This is a genomic window from Dellaglioa sp. CoH-56-MRSF-12 (assembly GCF_056782075.1).
This window is the reverse complement of sequence record NZ_JBXAYD010000003.1, coordinates 123,365-142,493: the sequence shown is the minus strand read 5'-3', so window position 1 is coordinate 142,493 and position 19,129 is coordinate 123,365. Positions and strand designations below refer to the sequence as shown.

Below are 19,129 nucleotides of genomic sequence, written 5' to 3'. Positions count from 1 at the left end.
CATGAAGGGAAGAAAATATAATGAGTGAAGTTATAACAATTGGCGAACCAATCATTACATTTGCCTCAAAAGATATGGATCAAAGCTTATCAGAATCAGTTAATTATGTGAAAATATTAGGTGGCGCAGAATTAAACGTAGCGATCGGAGTTAAACGCTTAGGGCATGATGTTGAATATGTTTCTCGAGTTGGAACAGAACCTTTTGGCCAATACGCGAAGAGTATTATTTCAGGACATGGTGTGGGTATCGATTATATTAGCGAAAGTGAAAATCATTGGACGGGGCATCAATTGAAACAACTCGTATCAACGGGTGACCCAGAGACTTTTAATTACCGTAAAGGGTCAGCTGCAGCTCATTTAACAAGTGATCGAATTGATGCAATAAATTTAGATGATGTTAAAATAGCGCATATGTCTGGTATTTTCCCAGCTATTTCAGATGTGGCCGAAAAAACATTTAGAACGTTATTAACACGCCTTGTGGATAACCAAAAATTCATTACATTTGACCCTAATTTACGACCAACATTGTGGAAAAGTAAAGATTATATGGTTGCGACCGTTAATGAACTGGCAGGTTATGCAGATGTTGTTTTACCAGGTGTTGAAGAAGGAAAAATTCTGATGGGCAGTGATAATCCAGAAGAAATTGCCGACTTTTATTTAAAAGGCAAACGGACAAAAACGGTAATTGTTAAAATAGGTGCAAGTGGTGCATTTATCAAAAATTCAGATGGTAGTATGAAAACGATTAAAGGCTTCAAAGTGGATAAAGTTGTGGATACTGTTGGTGCAGGCGATGGATTTGCATTAGGCGTTATTACAGCATTATTGGAAAACAAATCTATGGAGTCAGCCGTTTTACGAGGAAATGCAGTTGGTGCGCTTCAAGTTCAGACACCAGGTGATAATGATGGCTACCCAACACCTAAAGAACTACAGGATTTTTATAAAAAGGAAGGCGTACAGGAATAATGAAATTACAAGTCGCTATTGATCGCGTTACGTTAGAAGACCTTATGGAGAGCGTCAGCTACTTAGATGGTGTTGTCAATGTCATCGAAGTTGGGACCTCTTTGATTAAAGATTATGGGATAAATGCGTTAAAATCTGTTACGGAAAAAGTTAATCAATCAGAAGTATTATTTGATTTAAAGACAATTGATGAGGGTGTTTATGAATTTGAAAAGGGATTCTCTGCTAACGCGGATACGTTAACGGTTATGGCAAGTTCGTCAATTGATACGATTGAACAAGTTTATGAATTAACGGTTAATCAGAAAAAAAACATTCTGATAGATTTATTGGAAGTAGATGAGACGAAAATTGAAAAATTACAAAAATTTGATGAAGCCATTTTTGGATTACATTACTCACATGATAAGAAAGATCAAGATTTTGATGCCGTAAAAGCGGTGGCTGAATTCCATGCTAAATTTCCAAATATAAAAAAAATCGCGGTTGCCGGTGGTATTGATATTGAACAGGCAAAAAGATTGGCTGTTCAAGGTATCGTGGAAAGAATCATTGTTGGTGGTAAAATAATGAATAATGAGAAACCATTAGATATGGCAAAAAAATTTATGGAGGTTATTAAATGAGTTTACTTGATGAAATAATGGATGAAATTAACGCGGTCATTGCTAAAGTTAGTGATGACCAATTAAATGGTGCTGAGAAGTTAATTACGAAAGATAAAAGAATTTTTATCTTAGGTGCTGGGCGATCTGGGTTAATGGCAAAAGGATTCGCAATGAGATTAATGCATATCGGTTATACGGTCTTTGTAATTGGTGAGACAATTACACCGTCAATTGCAGAAGGGGATGTGCTAGTTTCTGTTTCTGGCTCTGGGACAACTAAGAGTGTACTTGAACCAACTGAAAGTGCTAAGAAAATTGGCGTTAAAGTAGTCGGGCTTACAAGTAACGGCGAGTCTCCTTTAGCGAAAGTATCTAACTCAGTTGTCGTTGTGCCTGGTGCAACAAAAGCTGATAATAGTGTAAAGTCAATCCAATTATTGAGTACGCTATTTGATCAAAGTGTGCATATTGCTCTGGATGCATTAGTGCTGAAGGTAAGTCGTAGAGACAACGTATCAAATGATCAGGCGAAGGCGAGCCATAGTAATTTAGAATAAAAAATAGCAACTATCATTTTTAAAATGGTAGTTGCTATTTTTTAGGATAACTATAGTTACAACAATGGTTGATTAATAACCGGCTGTTGTTGACTTAATTAACTCAGGTGTTCTATTAAATAACATGTAGGCGTAACCGTTAATGATTTGCATCCCTTCAGTTTCTCGTGAAGAATTGATACGGGTATACGAAACATCATTTGTTGTTAAGGCACTGTTATGATTATTATCAACTGTTAATTTCGAAGCGTTAACAGCGACAAAAGCGTCATCTGTTACGAGGTAAACTTTATTTGTTTTTGAACTATAAGCAATTGATTGTGGAGAGTCACCCACCCGGTTGGCTAATTGTCCAACGACTTTTACGGTGACTTTATTGTCGGCATCTATAGATCCCTTCCAAATTCGAATATACTTACCGGCTGAACCAGATCCGCTACCAATCATTGTGTATGAATAGAAGTTATTGTTATCTGCAAAAGTTAAATTATTACTTTGCATAAAATTACCATAACCATCGTTCCATTGCATATTAGTATAGTTATCAGGTGCTAGCGTTGACGAATTGATATGTTGAATAGTTACTGTGTCGGATTCAGTAAGTGATTTTGAGCTTGTATCACGATACATGTAGAGACCTTTATTTGAACCATTTGTTTTATAATCTAAAGATTGACCATGGCCTATTATGAATTCAGGACCGACTTTAATGATAGATTCATATTTTTTGTATGCATTATATTTAGAAACATAGAAATTATATTTACCTTTATAAGTTGAAGCAGGGTAGTTTGCTTTGTAGTAGCTAAGAGATTGCGATTGACGGAGGTAGTAAAAAGCCTGCCATAATTCTCCAAATCCCTTACTATTATTTAGATTTAATGCGTTCATCTTATCAGTATCAAAACGGACAATCTTACCAGTTCCTTTTTTCGAATCAGTTGAGATTGATGCATAAAGGTAGTGACCATTGATAACAAATCCTTGTATATTACCCCAATCACCACTTGATTTATATGAAGCAGTTAAGAAATAATTTGTTTTAAATTGTTTTGAACCAGTTGCATTATAAGTACTACCTGATTTTGTTGTTGCATCAACTGAAGAATAATTAGGCTTTTTTTGATAGAAATTAGTAGCCGCAGTATTTGCTAATTTATTGCCTGTATCTAGGCTACCATCATGCATATCAACAAGAACATCTGTAGCAGGTGTCCAGGCTGCTAAATAGCCACTATAAATCCAACCGAGATCGTTTTTCCCAGTTTTAACATATGAAAATTTAGCGCCATCTTGTGTTCGTGTTTCTGTTTTGGTGATATATAAATCAGTATCGAAGTAATTTTTTGAATAATGTGTTGTTTTATTTCCATAAATAGTGTTTAGTGGTGCGTTATGAATGTTAGAGATGTCAGACGTGATACGATATTTAGTTTTTGATGAAGAAGTTTTGATATCTTTAACGGTTTCGTAATTCGTTAATGCTTTAGTATTCACATAACCATACAAAGTTCCGTCACTATATGTTAGTTTTGAGTAGCTTACATTTGATGCCGTTGTAATTTTTTTGGAAATGTAGAAAGTGGTTGAGTGATAACTAGTACCATAGTGCATAAATGTAGAAGCACCGTGTAATGCTCTTGGATAACTGTAAACATTATAAGCATTTGTTTTAATTCTAACAGGTGTATGGTTACTATCTGATTTATCTGTTTTGGGAGATGCATAAACGGTTGTGGCTTTGGTATTTATATAGCCATACGCTTTTCCAGCACCATTAACTAGCCAAGAATATGATTTTCCATCTGATAATTTAATCGTTTTTGTGATGTAAAAAGTTGTTGAATGATAACTTGAACCATAGTGCATGAACTTTGATTTTGAATTTAAAGTTCGAGGGTAAGCATAAACATTATAAGCTTTCGTTTTAATTCTAACAGGCGCATGTGCAATGTATTTTGAAGATGATAGTTTAACTTTTGCTGAGACAGAGCTAGATGTACTGTGACTGGCTATCCCTAAGCCAAGTGCTGTAAACAGTAATGTGATCCCAATGAATTTACTGATTTTCATAATTTAGAACTCCCCTATAAAATATATTTTGTGCCTTCTAATTATACATGAATATGACTGATAGGCCAATTCATTATTTGAATGGAACGGGGTTATTAATACTGATCAAAAAGTTATGGAACAGTTAAATACCATGGAATGTAATATAAAAAAAATATATTATTATAAATAGGAATGATATAATTATTAGATATTTGGACAAAAGAATTGTTAAGGAGAATACAATTAATAATGACAAAAAATAATGGATTACTCTCAGTTGTTATTTTGGGATACAATGTTGAAGAGTTCATTGAAGAAAGTATTGAATCAGTTCTTAACCAAAGTTATGAACAATTAGAAATTATTTTAGTTGATGATGGATCAGTTGATGGGACTGCCGAAATTATGGATCGGTATGTATCACTTTTTGACAATATTAAAGCAATTCACAAAGAAAATGCTGGACCTAGTGCTGCTAGAAATGCAGGAATTGAAGCCGCTACCGGAGAATATATTGCCTTCGTAGATGGGGATGATTTATTACCAGTTGACGCATACAGTCTTTTGATGGGGTCGGTAAAGATGACTGATTCAGACTTGGCAACTGGTGCAGTTAAACGATTTAATTCTAAACGTAGTTCACGTTCTTACATTCATAAATTTGCTATTAAAGATACTGTTTATGAAACATCAATTGCAGAACACCCAGAATTAGTTTATGACACAACTTCATGGAATAAAGTTTATCGATTAAATTTGTTTATCGACAATAATTTGCGCTACCCTGTGGGAATGTTATATGAAGATATTCCTGTGATGATGGCAGCTCATTTATTGGCTAACCATATTGATATTATTACTGATATTGTATACGAATGGCGTTGGCGTGAAGGTGATAGCAAATCTATCACTCAAAGTCGAGGTAATGATATTCAACATTATAAAGACCGATTGGAAATGCTAGAGTTAACGCGTTCATACATGAAAAAATATGGGGCAACTCAAAATGTTATGGATGCATTTGATCTGAAATTATTAACAACTGATATTCCGCTATCAATGCAAGATATTCGAGAATCGGAAGAAGATTACATATTAGAATTTCAAAAAATTACAGTCCTACTTATTAGAACGATTAATCCAGAATTATTTAAGCAATTATCAATTAAAAATCAAATTCAATATGCTGCTGTGTTACAGGGGAATATTAAAGACTTAAAAAAATATAGTTATCGTCGTAGAAATATTGGAAAAATTGTTGAAAAAAATAATCGCTATCAATATGAAGATCCGGCTATCTCTTTAGATGTTGCTAAAGCGGTTGATGTGGGACAATCACAAAAATTCGAACAACGAATCTTAAATGTTTTTTCTGATGAAATGACAAGTGAGATAGTTATTAAGGGTTGGTTGCAACTCAATCAATTGAAAGTTACAAAAAAATTAGACGAAAAATTTACGGTTAATTTGATTAACATTATAAATGGGAAAGAAATGCCAATTACGTTTGAACGAGAAACCGTCAAGCGTCGTCGTCATTTATTTAAGCACCGTAACTATCGTTATTTTAGAATGTCATTTGATCAACAAGAGGCATACAAAATATTAGGAAACGGCATTTGGAAAATACAAGTTAATTATCAAGTTAAAAATATTAATGTGACGGAATTTTTAGCTAATCCTAAGCGTAAATTTATAAGTAATATTTTTTCTGGTAATGATTATCAAATTAAAACTGATTTTAGTTTTGACTGGGCATTAGCTTTTAATGCGATGACTTTGACAGCAAATGAAATAAAGACGGAAAAAAATGTTCAAGCTAATCTAATTCAAGATATTAGTGTGAATGATAGTAAATTAGTGGTCTCTACATGGTTAAATAATCCTGAAAGTACGAAGTTAATTGTTACTGAAAATAGTGATGATGAAATTGCGCCTCAAATTAGTGGACAAAAAATAAATGTTAGTGAACATCAAGTGAAATTTGAATTCTCAATAACTGAAGTAGCCGAGTTAAGTTCTGTAACACAAAAAAGACTCCAGTTAATTGATGAAAAAGAATTGAAATTAAGCTATGAGTTTGAACATGTTGATAAACCGCAAGAATATGAAATAGCACAATATAGTTTACTCGTTCAAAAGAATATGAAGGAAATGATTGGACTAAATATCGCACCACATTTTTCAAAACTAATGGATGTCCAGTGGTTAGATAATAGTCGGCTACGATTAATCGCTGAAAATACATTGTTTCAAAGTTCAGCAGAAAAAATTGTTTTACGTGTAATCGATCAAGAGGAACAATATAAATATCAATTTAATGACGTTACTGTCGATGATAACGGTCAAATAATCGTTAATTTGAATTTAATTAATGAACAACAAGACAGTTTCATTAAGGCAGCAAAATATAATCTTTATCTTGATTTTTATAGTGCTGACCAAGTTGTTCGTTCGCAAATTACAACTGAACCAGAACGTGTAGAAACGCTAGAAAGTCGTACAAATCATTTAGCAAGAACATCATTATACGAAACAAAAAACAATTTTTTGGTTTTAAACCAAAAATTATCGTGGGATAAGCAGGACGCAACCAAACGAAAACGGGCAATTAACTTCTCACTATATTACCCGCTACAACGTTTATTACCTTTAAAGAAGAAAACGATTGTCTTTGATAGTTATTGGGGCGCTTATTTCAATGGTAATGAAAAAGCCATTTATGATTATGTCCAAGAAAACATGCCAGATTATGAATGTGTCTGGTTATTCAAGGATCCGAATACAACAATAACCGGCAATGGTAAACGAGTTCGCTACTTCAGTAAAAAGTATTGGTATTACATGGCGCGAGCTAAGTATTTTATTGAAAATACTAACCTCCCTAACCAATATGCAAAACGAAAAGGACAAGTTGAAGTTCAATCGTTACATGGAACCTTCATGAAAACGATGGGATTTGATGAACCTTATTTCAAAGATGGTTCAAAAGGACGTCAGAATAATTTCATGAAACGAATTAAGCGTTGGGATTATCTTGTTTCACCTTCGCCATATATGGATGAAACAGCTAGTCACGCATTTAATTTTGAAAAAGAGGTTGTTCACTCTGGCTTCCCAAGAAATGATGTACTTTATAAAAAGAATAATGAAACTGATATCCTTAAAATTAAAGAATCTATTGGCATGCCATTGGATAAAAAGGTCGTATTATATGCACCAACCTACCGAAATAAAGACGGATTTGATTTTGAGTTAGATATTAAACAAATGCAAGCTAAATTGAGTGACGAATATGTGTTATTGGTAAGGCTACATTATTTCGTTGCCAATAAAATTGATCTAACTGAATTTGAAGGATTTACTTTTGATGTGTCTAATTATCCAACAGTTGAAGATTTATATTTAATTGCGGATACGTTAATTACTGATTATAGTTCAGTAATGTTTGATTACGCACATCTTAAACGACCAATGATTTTCTTTGCATATGATTTAAAAGATTATACAGAAGATACACGAGGTGTTTATCTCGATTATAATGGTACGGTTCCAGGACCAATTGTGGATACAACGGCAAAAATAATTGACGAATTAAGCGATTTTAATCATCTACAGACAACCTACGCGCAACAATTGATTGAATTTTATGATAAATTTTGTACGTATGGTCGTCAAGGGGATGCTTCAAAGCAAGTTTTTGAAGCAATGATTAGCGATCACTTATTACCACAAGAACCAAGCGTTCAAGTAATTAGAAATAAAATTAAAAAGATCGTTAAGTTTAATAAATGGTATCCAAAAGCATTTGGTATTATCGGTAAAATGTCAAAGAAAGATATTATTATATTTGAAAGTTTCTTTGGTCGTAAATATAGTGATAATCCAAAAGCTATCTATGAATACATGAAAGACCGTTACCCTAAATATAAGATGTACTGGAATGTGAACCAGGATTATGTTGCTTATTTTAAAGAAAATCATATTCCCTATGTGACACGATTCTCATTTAAAGGTATTTTCAAACAAGCTCGAGCAAAATATTGGTTTACGAATGTTCGTCGACCATTATGGTGGGTTAAACCTGAAGGTACAACAATTGTTCAGACATGGCATGGTACGCCATTAAAAACGATTGGTGTTGACGTAAATACAGGGTCAATGCCTGGCGTTGATGCTGCTAAATATCATAGCCAAGTTACAAAAGATTCTGATCGTTGGGATTATTCTGTTACGCCAAATGAATATTCGTCAGATATTTTCAGACGTGCATTCCGTTTGAACCGTAACCAAATGATTAATTCTGGCTATCCTAGAAATGATATTTTAACGAATTATACACAGACAGATATCAATCGTATTAAAGCAAGTTTAGAAATTAATCCAAACAAAAAAGTTATTCTATATGCACCTACTTGGAGAGATAATGAATACGTTAAAGCTGATTATTTCACGGCTAAGTTACATCTTGATTTAGATAAGATGAAAGCAGAACTTGGCGATGATATTATCGTTCTTGTTAGAACGCATTATTTAATTGCTAACTCATTAGATTTAACTGATTATGAAGGCTTTGCGCTGAACGTTGCTGATTATGAAGATATTAATGATTTATATCTTATTAGTGATCTGTTGATTACAGATTATTCATCTGTTTTCTTTGATTTTGCAGCGTTAAAACGTCCTATTATTTTCTTTGCATATGATTTAGATGAGTATGCAAATGATATTCGTGGTTTTTACTTTGACTACGAAAAAGAAGTACCAGGACCAATCGTTAAGGATACAGATGCTGTCATTACTGAGATTAAACGAGCATTTGCAACGGATGAACGCCATCACAATTATGATCAATTTGTAGCGACTTATAATGCTTGGGATGATGGACATGCAACTGAACGGTTAGTTGATTTTGTCATGAATGGACGCGTTTATGAAGCTCAAGAAACAGTAGTTGAAGAAACGACCGTCCATGTTCAAGATGGTGCTGAAGTTTGGTCAAAGGTTTATGGATCTAAAAATTATAAATTTGTAAAAAATATTGATGCCAGAGTTACAAATGAAGGTATCGTGAATAAAACGGGTTATTTAATTGATCCTATTCAAAAAAATAAAGTCGGTTCGACATTACTGTTTATCACGATGAGTGATGGGACAACCGGTTGGATTGATAAAAGTGAAGTAATCAATTAAGCAGTTTAAAGACGCCATTTGGCGTCTTTTTTTTGAATTAATTTATCGTTCAATAATGAGGATAAGTGAAACGCTATAATTGTTAGACAGGTTACGGTATAATGAAATTACTATACATAAATTAAAGGAGAACCATATCGATGCTTGATAGATTAAAAAAGTCTAAATTGATGTTTTGGTCACTTGAATTATTAATCGTTGCCTCGTTAATTTGGATGTGTACAAAAATAAGTTTTATTTTTAGTCCAATAGGAACGTTTATTTCCACATTATTTATTCCGATTATTATATCTGGGTTTTTATTTTATTTATTTAATCCGGTCGTTAAATTTTTAATGAAAATAAAAATCAAAAAATTCAAATTTTCTCGAACGTTGTCAGTTGCCATTCTATTTGTATTCCTAGCAATTCTTTTAGTTGCCTTAATAGGGTACCTGATTCCGAGAGTAGTCAGTCAGCTAAGTCAATTGGTGGTTAACCTACCAGATTATGCAAATGCAGTTAGTGAGTCGTCAAAAGATACGTTTAATCATTTAAATAAATATGCTTGGTTTAAAGAAATTGATTTTACTAGCTATTTAAACCAGTTTGAAAATTCTATTGGGACCTACTTCAAATCAATTGCAACCAATTTGACGAACTCGATAGGATCAATGATTGGGGTTGTAACGAGTGTGACAGTTGTTGCACTGACAGTACCTGTGATGTTGTTCTATATGTTAAAAGATGGTCAAAAACTAGTCCCAACGCTTAAAAAACTTGTTCCAGAAAAACATGGGGATGAGCTCGTTGAGTTACTTGACCGCATGGGTGATACAATTTCAGCGTACATTGGTGGACAAGCTATTGAATGTATTTTCGTTGGGGTATTTACCGCTATTGGTTATTCAATTATTGGTATGCCGTATATTTTGTTACTAGGAGTTGTGGCTGGCCTTGCTAATATTATTCCTTATATTGGACCCTATATTGGTATTTTCCCAGCACTGATTATTGCGGTAACACAGTCTACTCAAATGGTTATTTTTGTCGTGATTGTTGTGTTAATTGTCCAACAAATTGATGGTAATTTTGTCTATCCTAATGTTATAGGCAAATCATTAAATATACATCCATTGACGATTATTGTATTATTACTAGTAGCTGGTAACATTGCTGGGCTTCTAGGAATGATTTTAGGAATTCCCTTATATGCTGTTGTAAAAGTTGTTATTAAATACTTTTACGATATTAGACAATTGCAGGAAAAATAAGACAGTCATAACAGTTTATGATAAAATAAATTATTATTGATAACGACGGAGGAGCAAAAACATGAAAAAAATAATTACTTATGGAACATTCGATTTATTACACAAGGGTCATGTACGTATTTTACAACGCGCTAAAGCAATGGGCGACCATTTAACAGTTTGTATTTCAACAGATGAATTTAACGCAATTAAAGGGAAAAAGGCTTACACATCATATGAAGATCGTAAGTTCATTTTAGAAGCAATTAAGTACGTAGATGAAGTGATTCCAGAAACTGAATGGGACCAAAAAATTAGTGACGTCGTCGATAATCAGATTGATACATTTGTGATGGGTGATGATTGGGCAGGTAAGTTTGACTTTTTAAGCGATTACTGTGAAGTTATTTACTTACCAAGAACAGATGGTATTTCAACAACAAAAATTAAAAAAGATTTAGGGATGAACTTGTAAAATATTTTATTATTTTATCTTTTGTAGTAAGGAGAACAAAATAATGAATGAAATTAAAAAAATAGTCCAAAAAGTGGTTAAGCGGATTGGTCGCCAAATTTTAATAACGTTAAATGATTTTACAATTAAATTTTCAATTAAAAAACACCAAGTTGTCTTTGAAAGCTTTAATGGGCGCGATGTTAACGATAACCCGATGGCCATTTACAAGCAGACTAGACGAGATCTTGGTGAAGAAAATGCGAAGCTTTTATATTTTAGCGTTAAACCAAGCATGTACACTAAATTAAAAGAACAATATCCGGAAATTAATTTAATTAAACGCTTTGGATTTTCTTGGACTATCAAAATGGCGAGGGCTGAATTTTGGGTCTTTAATTCAAGATTACCTATTTGGTGGAAAAAGAATCCGAAGACTACATATATACAAACATGGCACGGGACACCGTTGAAACATTTAGGAATGGATATTGAAAATGTTTCAATGCCAGGTACAACGACAGCGTTATACCATGCTAATTTTAAAGTGGAAACAGCACGTTGGGATTATTTAATAGCGCCTAATCATTATTCAAAGCAAATTTTTGAAAGTGCATTTGCTTTTAAAAATAAATCCTTGGATATTGGATACCCAAGGAATGACATTTTATATGCGGATAATAATGAAAAAGATATTAGAGCTTTAAAGAAAACGTATCTTGGTAATGAAGATGCTAAAGTGGTTCTTTATGCGCCAACATGGCGTGATGATAGCTTTTATACTCAGGGTGTTTATAAATTCGAAATGGCTTTTTCATTCGAATCATTCTTTCAACATGTATCAGACGATACTATTTTAATTATGCGGCCTCATTATTTAGTTAAGAATAGTATTAATATCGAAGGATTTGAAGATCGTGTTAAAATAATGGCAGATGAAAATATTACTGAATTATATTTAATGAGTGATATGATGATTACGGATTATTCGTCAGTGATGTTTGATTTTGCTAATTTGAATCGACCAATGATGTTTTATTGTTATGATTTAGAACATTATCGGGATGAACTACGCGGCTTTTATATCAACTTTGAGATGGAAGCGCCAGGACCAATCGTAGAAAAAGAACCAGATTTCTATAAACAATTGGATGTCTATACGCAAAATGGTGATTATCCTGGTTACGAAAAACAATTTAAAGATTTTCAAAATAAATTTATTGAATGGGATAATGGAAAAGCTTCTCAAAAAGTTTCTGACATTATCTTAGGTAAGTAAGCATATTCTCCTTTTGGGAGGATATGCTTTTTATTTTTTAAAATATAAATACTGATAACATCGGATAAGATGTTAATTTTTAGTGATTAATGGTAGAATTGTATAAGCGTAAGTGTATACATGTTATTATTGAGAATTAAAATAACTGAATGATTAATGGTGATAAAATGGAAGATTATAAAATTCGATTAGAGTATGTTACAAAAGGTATAACAAGTAAAAAAAATCGAAAAATTGATAAAGATTCGAAAGATATTTATTGGGCTTTAAGGGGCATCTCGTTTGATATTTATCGTGGTGAATTTTTTGGTATTATTGGCATGGGTGGCTCAGGGAAAGCAACGTTATCTGACATTCTAGCCGGTAAAGCCAAACAAACAACGGGTTTTCTAACGATGGCCGGTCACACGACGATTGTATCATATGAGACACAATTAAAACGCGATAAAACGGCTGTGCAAAATATTCAAGAAGCAATTACTGATTCTAAGATTGATTACAAAAATAGTGATCAAACTTTGAATAATGTTTTAAATTTTGCTGACTTAGGGGTATTAAAAGAAAGTAAAATTGAAGATTACTCTCCCGATATGCGTGCGCGAGTTGAGTTAGCAATGGCCTTCTTCATTGAACCTGATATTATTATTTTAGATGGTATTCTATCAGCATTAGATGATATTTTTTATCAAAAAACGGTTGATAAAATTAAAAGCCTACAAACAGAGGGCAAAACTTTTGTACTTGCTAGTCAAGATTTACAACAAATGGAGTTCTTAACAGACAGAATTGCCTGGATTCAAAACGGTCAACTGATGGATATCGGTGAGTCTGAAAAAGTCGTTATGAGTTATTTAGATTTTGTTGCTTGGTACGATAGTTTGACTGATGAGAAACGAAGTGAGTACGATAAACAACGTGATTCAGAACGTAAATCATTTAGTGTAGAGACCTTATATACACAATATAAAAAAACGCATTTTGATCCTGATATGCCTCGATCAATTGAGTTGCGTCGTAGAGATGCCTTTTATAACGGACAAGCATTTGACGATACAAAATATTTTTTAAAAAAGAAAAATGGTAAAAAGCACGGTAAACTAGCTTTGATGGTTATTGGTATTTTGATTTTAGCAGTGATAGGAACAGTTTCTGCCAAGTATGTTCAAATGAACAATGACAAGCAAGAATCGAGTTCAATCGCCCAACGTCAGAAGTCTGTAAGTGAATCAAAAAAAATAGCAATTTCAAGCTCAATTAGTAGAGCTGATGTCTCTAAAAAAGTGGTGGCATCTTCTAAATCTAAATCAGCTAAAGCTGCTTCAAGCAAGTCAGCCAAACGGTCTGCTGAAAAAAAGCGGCAGAATGAGTCGCTTGCTAAAGCTAAGGCAGAAAGTGAATCCGTTCTAGCTAGAGAGTCATCTGAAAGGGTGGCTAGTTCTGAGTCAGCAGCAAAAGAAAGTAGTGAAAAGAAGGAAAGTAGTGAAAAGAAAGAAAGTATCAGTAAAATTAGTACGAAGATGTTTGAGGTAGGTAGTGGGGATAGTTTATCAAGTATCGCGACTGCCAATGATACAACCAGTGATCAATTGATGGACATCAATGAATTATCATCAAATCTTTTGCATGTAGGACAAAAAATAAAAGTACCTAAATAAATGTGAGTTAACTCGGAGGAAGTTATGAAATTAAGAACGAAAGTAATTATTGGTATAGTTGCAGTTGTGTGTATCGGTGGTGGGACGATATTAGCTAGTACGAAGGCTGGTCATGACGTCGTTGAGTGGGTTGCTACTCGTGGGTCATCTGACCAACAAAAAAAGGAGTACGCTGAACAACAAAAATTAGCTGAATCGAAATATGGTAAGAGTAAGTCTAGTGAAAAATCAAAACCAAAATCAAAAAAGAAGAAAACTGAAAAGAAAAAATCTGTGTCTAAAAAAAGTAAATCAACGTCGTCTTCGTCGTCAAGTTCTAATATTGATACGGATACGATAACTGTTGTTTATGGTGATTCATTGTCATCTATTGCGTTAAGCCATGATATGACAGTGAAGGAACTAATTGCATTAAATGACATGGAAAATACAACATTAAGACCTGGGCAAACGCTTAAGGTCGTTGCTGGAAGTGGAAAAAGTATAGATACTACATCTTCAGATACAACAGGCACAGATAATACAAGTTCTGATAATACTACTTCAGACAACACAACAAGTTCATACTCTAATGACGATACAACTTCAGATAGTACAAGTACAGCAAGTTCATACTCTAATGCTGATACAAGCTCAGATAGTACAACAAGTTCAGATACTTCTAGTACCGATAACACAACAAGATCATATTCTAGTTCAACATCAGATACAACTAGTTCAACGAGCTCAACTAGTGATGAGACAACTAGCAATTAGCAATCGGATTTCTGCATGTTAATAGGTGTATAATATCCGTAGGTTAAAAAATAAAGACAAATGAATTGGAGCGGATGAGTAAATGAGTTCAGACCCTGGTCACGAACTGCTGTTGCAGCTGTTATTATTAGTCATTTTGACATTAGTGAATGCCTATTTTTCAGCTGCAGAATTAGCAGTAGTTTCAGTAAATCGTAATAAAATTGAGGCAGAGGCGAAAGCTGGAGATAAAGGTGCAATAAGAATTCTTGGTATATTAAATAATTCGACATCATTTTTATCAACTATCCAGATTAGTATTACTTTTGCCGGGTTCTTGTCTTCAGCTTTTGCAGCAACATCTTTGGCTAAATATGTTGAACCATTGTTTGGGAGTGCTGTGTGGGCACATGATGTTGCAGTAGTTATCGTTACGTTGATTTTATCTTATTTTTCATTAGTTTTAGGAGAATTATATCCTAAACAATTGGCACTACAGATGCCAGACAAAATTGCCAGAGCAACGACTGGGCCTATTCAACTTATTGCGATTGTTTTCAAACCATTTAACTGGTTGTTATCAATTTCAATCCGTGCATTAGAAAAAATAACACCAATTAAGTTTAATAAAAATAATATTGAGGTTATTAGTCGACAAGAAATTGTTCATATGATTCAAACTGGTGAAGAGCGTGGTGCTATTGATTCAGATGAATATGAAATGATGGAAGGCGTTATTTCGTTACATACGAAATTCGCTCGTGAAGTTATGGTCGCTAGAACTGATGCTTTTATGATTGATTTACAAAACGATAATGATCGTAATATTGATGCTATTTTAAATCAACCTTATTCTCGTGTACCCGTTTATAGTGATGATAAAGATAACGTCGTTGGCGTTGTTCATATCAAAAATTTGCTTAAAGCTGCTAGAGCAAAAGGGTTCGATAGAATTAGTTTACGTCAAATTATGCAAGAGCCCATGTTTATTCCAGAAACGATGGCTGTTGATGATTTGTTATTCGAAATGAAGAAAACACACACTCAATTAGCTATTTTATTGGATGAATATGGCGGTGTTGTTGGACTTGCCACAATTGAAGATTTAATTGAAGAGATTGTTGGCGATATCGACGATGAGTCAGATAGCCCTGATGATACATTGAGAAAAATTAATGCACATGAATATATCGTACAAGGTCGAATGACACTTGACGATTTTAATGATGAATTTAATTGTGATATCAACGTTAAAGACGTAGACACAATTGCGGGATTCGTCTTAACTGAATTAGGTCGAATTCCCGGTAATAATGAACAACTACAGATTACACTTCACAATGGTATACTTCTCGAAACGGAAAAAATGGACGGTTCTCGATTAGTGGAATTGAAAGTTATGATTCCCGAAACACGGTTAAAAGATACTTTAAAGAGTAAAGAATAAAATATGGGATGATAAGGTCAATAGAACTCTAATAAGTTCCATTGACCTTATCATTTTTTACGTCGAAGTTCATTATCATTTATGATAAACTATGAGTAATATGTTTTAGAGAGGACAAAAAATGAATACAGAAGAATTAGAGACTCAAGTAAAAAAACGCCGAACATTTGCGATTATTTCTCATCCCGATGCTGGTAAAACAACCATTACAGAACAATTACTTTTATTCGGTGGGGTTGTCCGTTCTGCCGGAACAGTTAAGGGTAAAAAATCTGGTACTTTTGCAAAATCTGATTGGATGGAAATTGAAAAGAAACGTGGTATTTCTGTTACTAGTTCAGTTATGCAATTTGATTACGCCGATAAGCGGGTTAATATTTTAGATACACCTGGGCATGAGGATTTCTCGGAAGATACCTACCGAACATTAATGGCCGTAGATTCTGCAGTCATGGTTATTGATTCTGCAAAAGGAATTGAACCACAAACAAAGAAATTATTTAAAATTTGTAAAATGCGTGGCATTCCTATTTTCACATTCATCAATAAGATGGATCGTGATGGACGTGAGCCACTTGATTTAATGGCTGAACTCGAAGAGGTCTTGGGCGTTGAATCATACCCAATGAACTGGCCAATTGGTATGGGTAAAGGCTTAAAGGGATTATACGATATCTACAACCATCGTATTGAACTTTACCAAAAAGAAGATAAAGGCATGGACTACGTTGATTTAAATGACGCCGGTGAGATTGAAGGCGACCATCCTTTAAAAGAAGATAGTATCTATCAAGAAGTGCTAGATGAAATTGAATTATTGGGCGATGCTGGTAATACCTTTGATGAAGCAAAAATCGCAACAGGGGATTTAACGCCGGTTTTCTTTGGATCAGCATTAACTAACTTTGGTGTAAAAACGTTCTTAGATATTTATTTGAACTATGCACCAGCACCACAAGAACATAAAACGATTGAAGAAACAACGATACAACCAACAAATGAACATTTTTCTGGGTTTGTTTTCAAAATTCAAGCAAATATGAATCCTAATCATCGTGATCGAATTGCGTTTATTCGAATTTGTTCAGGTGAATTTGAACGTGGGATGGATGTTAAATTAGCAAGAACTGAAAAGAAAATGCGTTTATCTAATTCAACCCAATTTATGGCAGATTCTCGTGAAGTTTTAGAATCAGCTGTAGCTGGCGATATTATTGGATTATATGATACTGGTAATTTCCAAATTGGCGATACAATCAGTAACATGAAGAAACCAATTACCTTTGAAAAATTACCTCAATTTACGCCTGAATTATTCATGAGCGTTAATGCTAAAAATGTAATGAAACAAAAATCATTCCATAAGGGTATTCAACAGTTGGTTCAAGAAGGTGCTGTTCAATTATATAGAAGTTACAACACGGGTGACTATATTCTGGGTGCCGTTGGTCAACTTCAATTTGAAGTCTTCCAATTCAGAATGTTAAATGAATATAATTCAGAAGTTATCATGACACCAATGGGTTCTAAAACAGCTCGCTGGATTGATCCAGAACAATTGGATGAAAAGATGTCAAGTTCACGTAACTTACTTGTTAAAGATCGACAAGACTTACCGTTGTTCTTGTTTGAAAATGCATTCGCAGAACGCTGGTTTGCTGACAAATATCCAAACGTTACATTAACATCAAAACTATAAACGAAAAGAGGTATACCAATTGGTATACCTCTTTTTTGAGTGCTTATTAATTTAATGAGTAAGGCATTTTGATGTAAGTTTCATCAATAAAACCACCATCTTTTAATTCAAACCAAACATCATTACTTGATGATAACTGACTGATTAAAGTAACTTGTGTATTGTCAGCTAAAACTCGTAATTTTTTACCATAAGGTTTAGTGTAAATAGTTACAGATTTATTAGGAATGTAATCAATTGAAGCAGAGTGATTGATTATTTTTTTAGTAAATTCATTGGTGTCATTGTCGGGTAATAAAGCATATTTGGGTTGAATAATCATTTTTACATTAGAAGTACTTTCTAACCATTGATTGCCACCTATGCTGTACCAAATAGTTCCCAAATTCGTTTCGATTTTTTCAAATACTTGTAAAATAACGCCAGCAGGTAAGAAGGCGGGATAGGAGTTACCCTCGGGTAAGTCATAAGGACGTACGCGTTTTGTAATCTGGATGTATGCGTCAATTTGATCGACGGTTTTCCAATTGATGTTGCGATAATAATAGTAGATGGTTTGTTGTTCATTTGTGAAAGTACCATAACTAGTTTTTGAGGCACGCAATAAATTGAACCCTGGAATATTGACAGGGTCATAAGTGAAAGGGTCATTCAAATGGCCACGTAGTAAAGTGGGTGAGCCGATTAAGTAGCCACCATCAATATCTTGATTATAAATCCAAACGGCAGCGCCATGTTTCTTTTCATAGCTTAAAATAATAGCACCATAGTTGGTTACAAAAGTACTTGTGAATCCCGAAATGCCAACTAGATTATAATCATTGATTGGTTCAAATTGAAGTCTTAAATCGCTACCTATAGTGCCACTGATAATTTGCGGACGAGATAGATTATTATTATTTTGGTCTTTATAGTAAACAATCATTGTGGCATCTGAAACAGATGTTGGTAGAAAAGTTTTTTCTTCAATGACTTCATGTTTCTTTTGTTTTGGTGCCTTATATTTTTTTGTTGATTCAGAATTGAATACAAATTGTATATCGGAAGTGGAAGTAGGTTGGTCATTTTTTGTAAAAACAGACAACATATTCCGGAAGAAATCTCTTAAGGCGATTTTAATCAGCTCCATTCATAATCTAATATCATAATTATAACCTAAAAAGATTAATTATTGGGGAAAAGTGTTTGAAATATCGTTTATTTATTTAAAAGAATGAATAAAATAAAAAAAGATG

13 protein-coding genes are annotated in these 19,129 nt (G+C 33.6%); 11 read left to right on the top strand and 2 right to left on the bottom strand.

Going from position 1 to position 19,129, the window contains the following annotated elements:
* Positions 1–20 precede the first annotated feature (20 nt).
* From AC1RPY_RS04350 to hxlB, 3 genes are read left to right on the top strand one after another with little or no spacing between them, the layout of a single operon-like run.
* Positions 21–980 carry a sugar kinase gene (locus AC1RPY_RS04350; RefSeq protein ID WP_481761515.1) on the top strand — a complete coding sequence of 320 codons (960 nt, stop codon included), beginning with the start codon at positions 21–23 and terminating at the stop codon, positions 978–980.
* Positions 980–1,606 (top strand): orotidine 5'-phosphate decarboxylase / HUMPS family protein, encoded by a 627-nt coding sequence (locus AC1RPY_RS04345; protein ID WP_481761514.1) that lies wholly within the window; start codon positions 980–982, stop codon positions 1,604–1,606. The genes AC1RPY_RS04350 and AC1RPY_RS04345 overlap by 1 nt, the downstream gene beginning before the upstream one ends.
* Positions 1,603–2,145: a 6-phospho-3-hexuloisomerase gene (hxlB, locus tag AC1RPY_RS04340; protein ID WP_481761513.1), complete on the top strand. Its 543-nt coding sequence runs from the start codon at positions 1,603–1,605 to the stop codon at positions 2,143–2,145. The genes AC1RPY_RS04345 and hxlB overlap by 4 nt, the downstream gene beginning before the upstream one ends.
* Before the next feature lie 72 nt (positions 2,146–2,217).
* Here the strand turns inward: hxlB and AC1RPY_RS04335 are convergent, their stop codons facing one another.
* Positions 2,218–4,218, bottom strand: a complete 2,001-nt coding sequence (locus tag AC1RPY_RS04335; RefSeq protein WP_481761512.1) for a hypothetical protein — start codon at positions 4,216–4,218, stop codon at positions 2,218–2,220.
* A gap of 231 nt (positions 4,219–4,449) precedes the next feature.
* Here AC1RPY_RS04335 and AC1RPY_RS04330 point away from each other — a divergent pair, with 231 nt between their 5' ends.
* The 8 genes from AC1RPY_RS04330 (at position 4,450) to AC1RPY_RS04295 (ending at position 17,894) form a co-directional block, all read left to right on the top strand.
* The gene (locus AC1RPY_RS04330; protein WP_481761511.1) at positions 4,450–9,393 is read left to right on the top strand and encodes a CDP-glycerol glycerophosphotransferase family protein; all 4,944 of its coding nucleotides are present in this window, start codon (positions 4,450–4,452) and stop codon (positions 9,391–9,393) included.
* Between the two features lie 140 nt (positions 9,394–9,533).
* On the top strand, positions 9,534–10,646 hold the full coding sequence (locus tag AC1RPY_RS04325) for an AI-2E family transporter (protein WP_481761510.1): 1,113 nt from the start codon (positions 9,534–9,536) through the stop codon (positions 10,644–10,646).
* Between the two features lie 61 nt (positions 10,647–10,707).
* Entirely contained in the window at positions 10,708–11,100 is a 393-nt protein-coding gene (gene tagD / locus AC1RPY_RS04320) for a glycerol-3-phosphate cytidylyltransferase (RefSeq protein ID WP_481761509.1), read from the top strand.
* A gap of 52 nt (positions 11,101–11,152) precedes the next feature.
* Complete coding sequence (locus AC1RPY_RS04315; RefSeq protein WP_481761627.1) at positions 11,153–12,358, top strand: CDP-glycerol glycerophosphotransferase family protein; 1,206 nt, start codon at positions 11,153–11,155, stop codon at positions 12,356–12,358.
* A 167-nt stretch (positions 12,359–12,525) separates the two neighbouring features.
* Complete coding sequence (locus tag AC1RPY_RS04310) at positions 12,526–14,013, top strand: ATP-binding cassette domain-containing protein (protein ID WP_481762410.1); 1,488 nt, start codon at positions 12,526–12,528, stop codon at positions 14,011–14,013.
* Between the two features lie 24 nt (positions 14,014–14,037).
* Positions 14,038–14,769 carry a LysM peptidoglycan-binding domain-containing protein gene (locus AC1RPY_RS04305; RefSeq protein WP_481761507.1) on the top strand — a complete coding sequence of 244 codons (732 nt, stop codon included), beginning with the start codon at positions 14,038–14,040 and terminating at the stop codon, positions 14,767–14,769.
* An 82-nt stretch (positions 14,770–14,851) separates the two neighbouring features.
* On the top strand, positions 14,852–16,195 hold the full coding sequence (locus AC1RPY_RS04300; RefSeq protein ID WP_481761506.1) for a hemolysin family protein: 1,344 nt from the start codon (positions 14,852–14,854) through the stop codon (positions 16,193–16,195).
* Between the two features lie 121 nt (positions 16,196–16,316).
* Positions 16,317–17,894 carry a peptide chain release factor 3 gene (locus AC1RPY_RS04295; protein ID WP_481761505.1) on the top strand — a complete coding sequence of 526 codons (1,578 nt, stop codon included), beginning with the start codon at positions 16,317–16,319 and terminating at the stop codon, positions 17,892–17,894.
* 46 nt (positions 17,895–17,940) lie between these two features.
* On the opposite strand, the gene AC1RPY_RS04290 is transcribed toward AC1RPY_RS04295, so the two are convergent.
* Positions 17,941–19,023 carry a MucBP domain-containing protein gene (locus tag AC1RPY_RS04290; protein ID WP_481761504.1) on the bottom strand — a complete coding sequence of 361 codons (1,083 nt, stop codon included), beginning with the start codon at positions 19,021–19,023 and terminating at the stop codon, positions 17,941–17,943.
* Between the last annotated feature and the right edge of the window lie 106 nt (positions 19,024–19,129).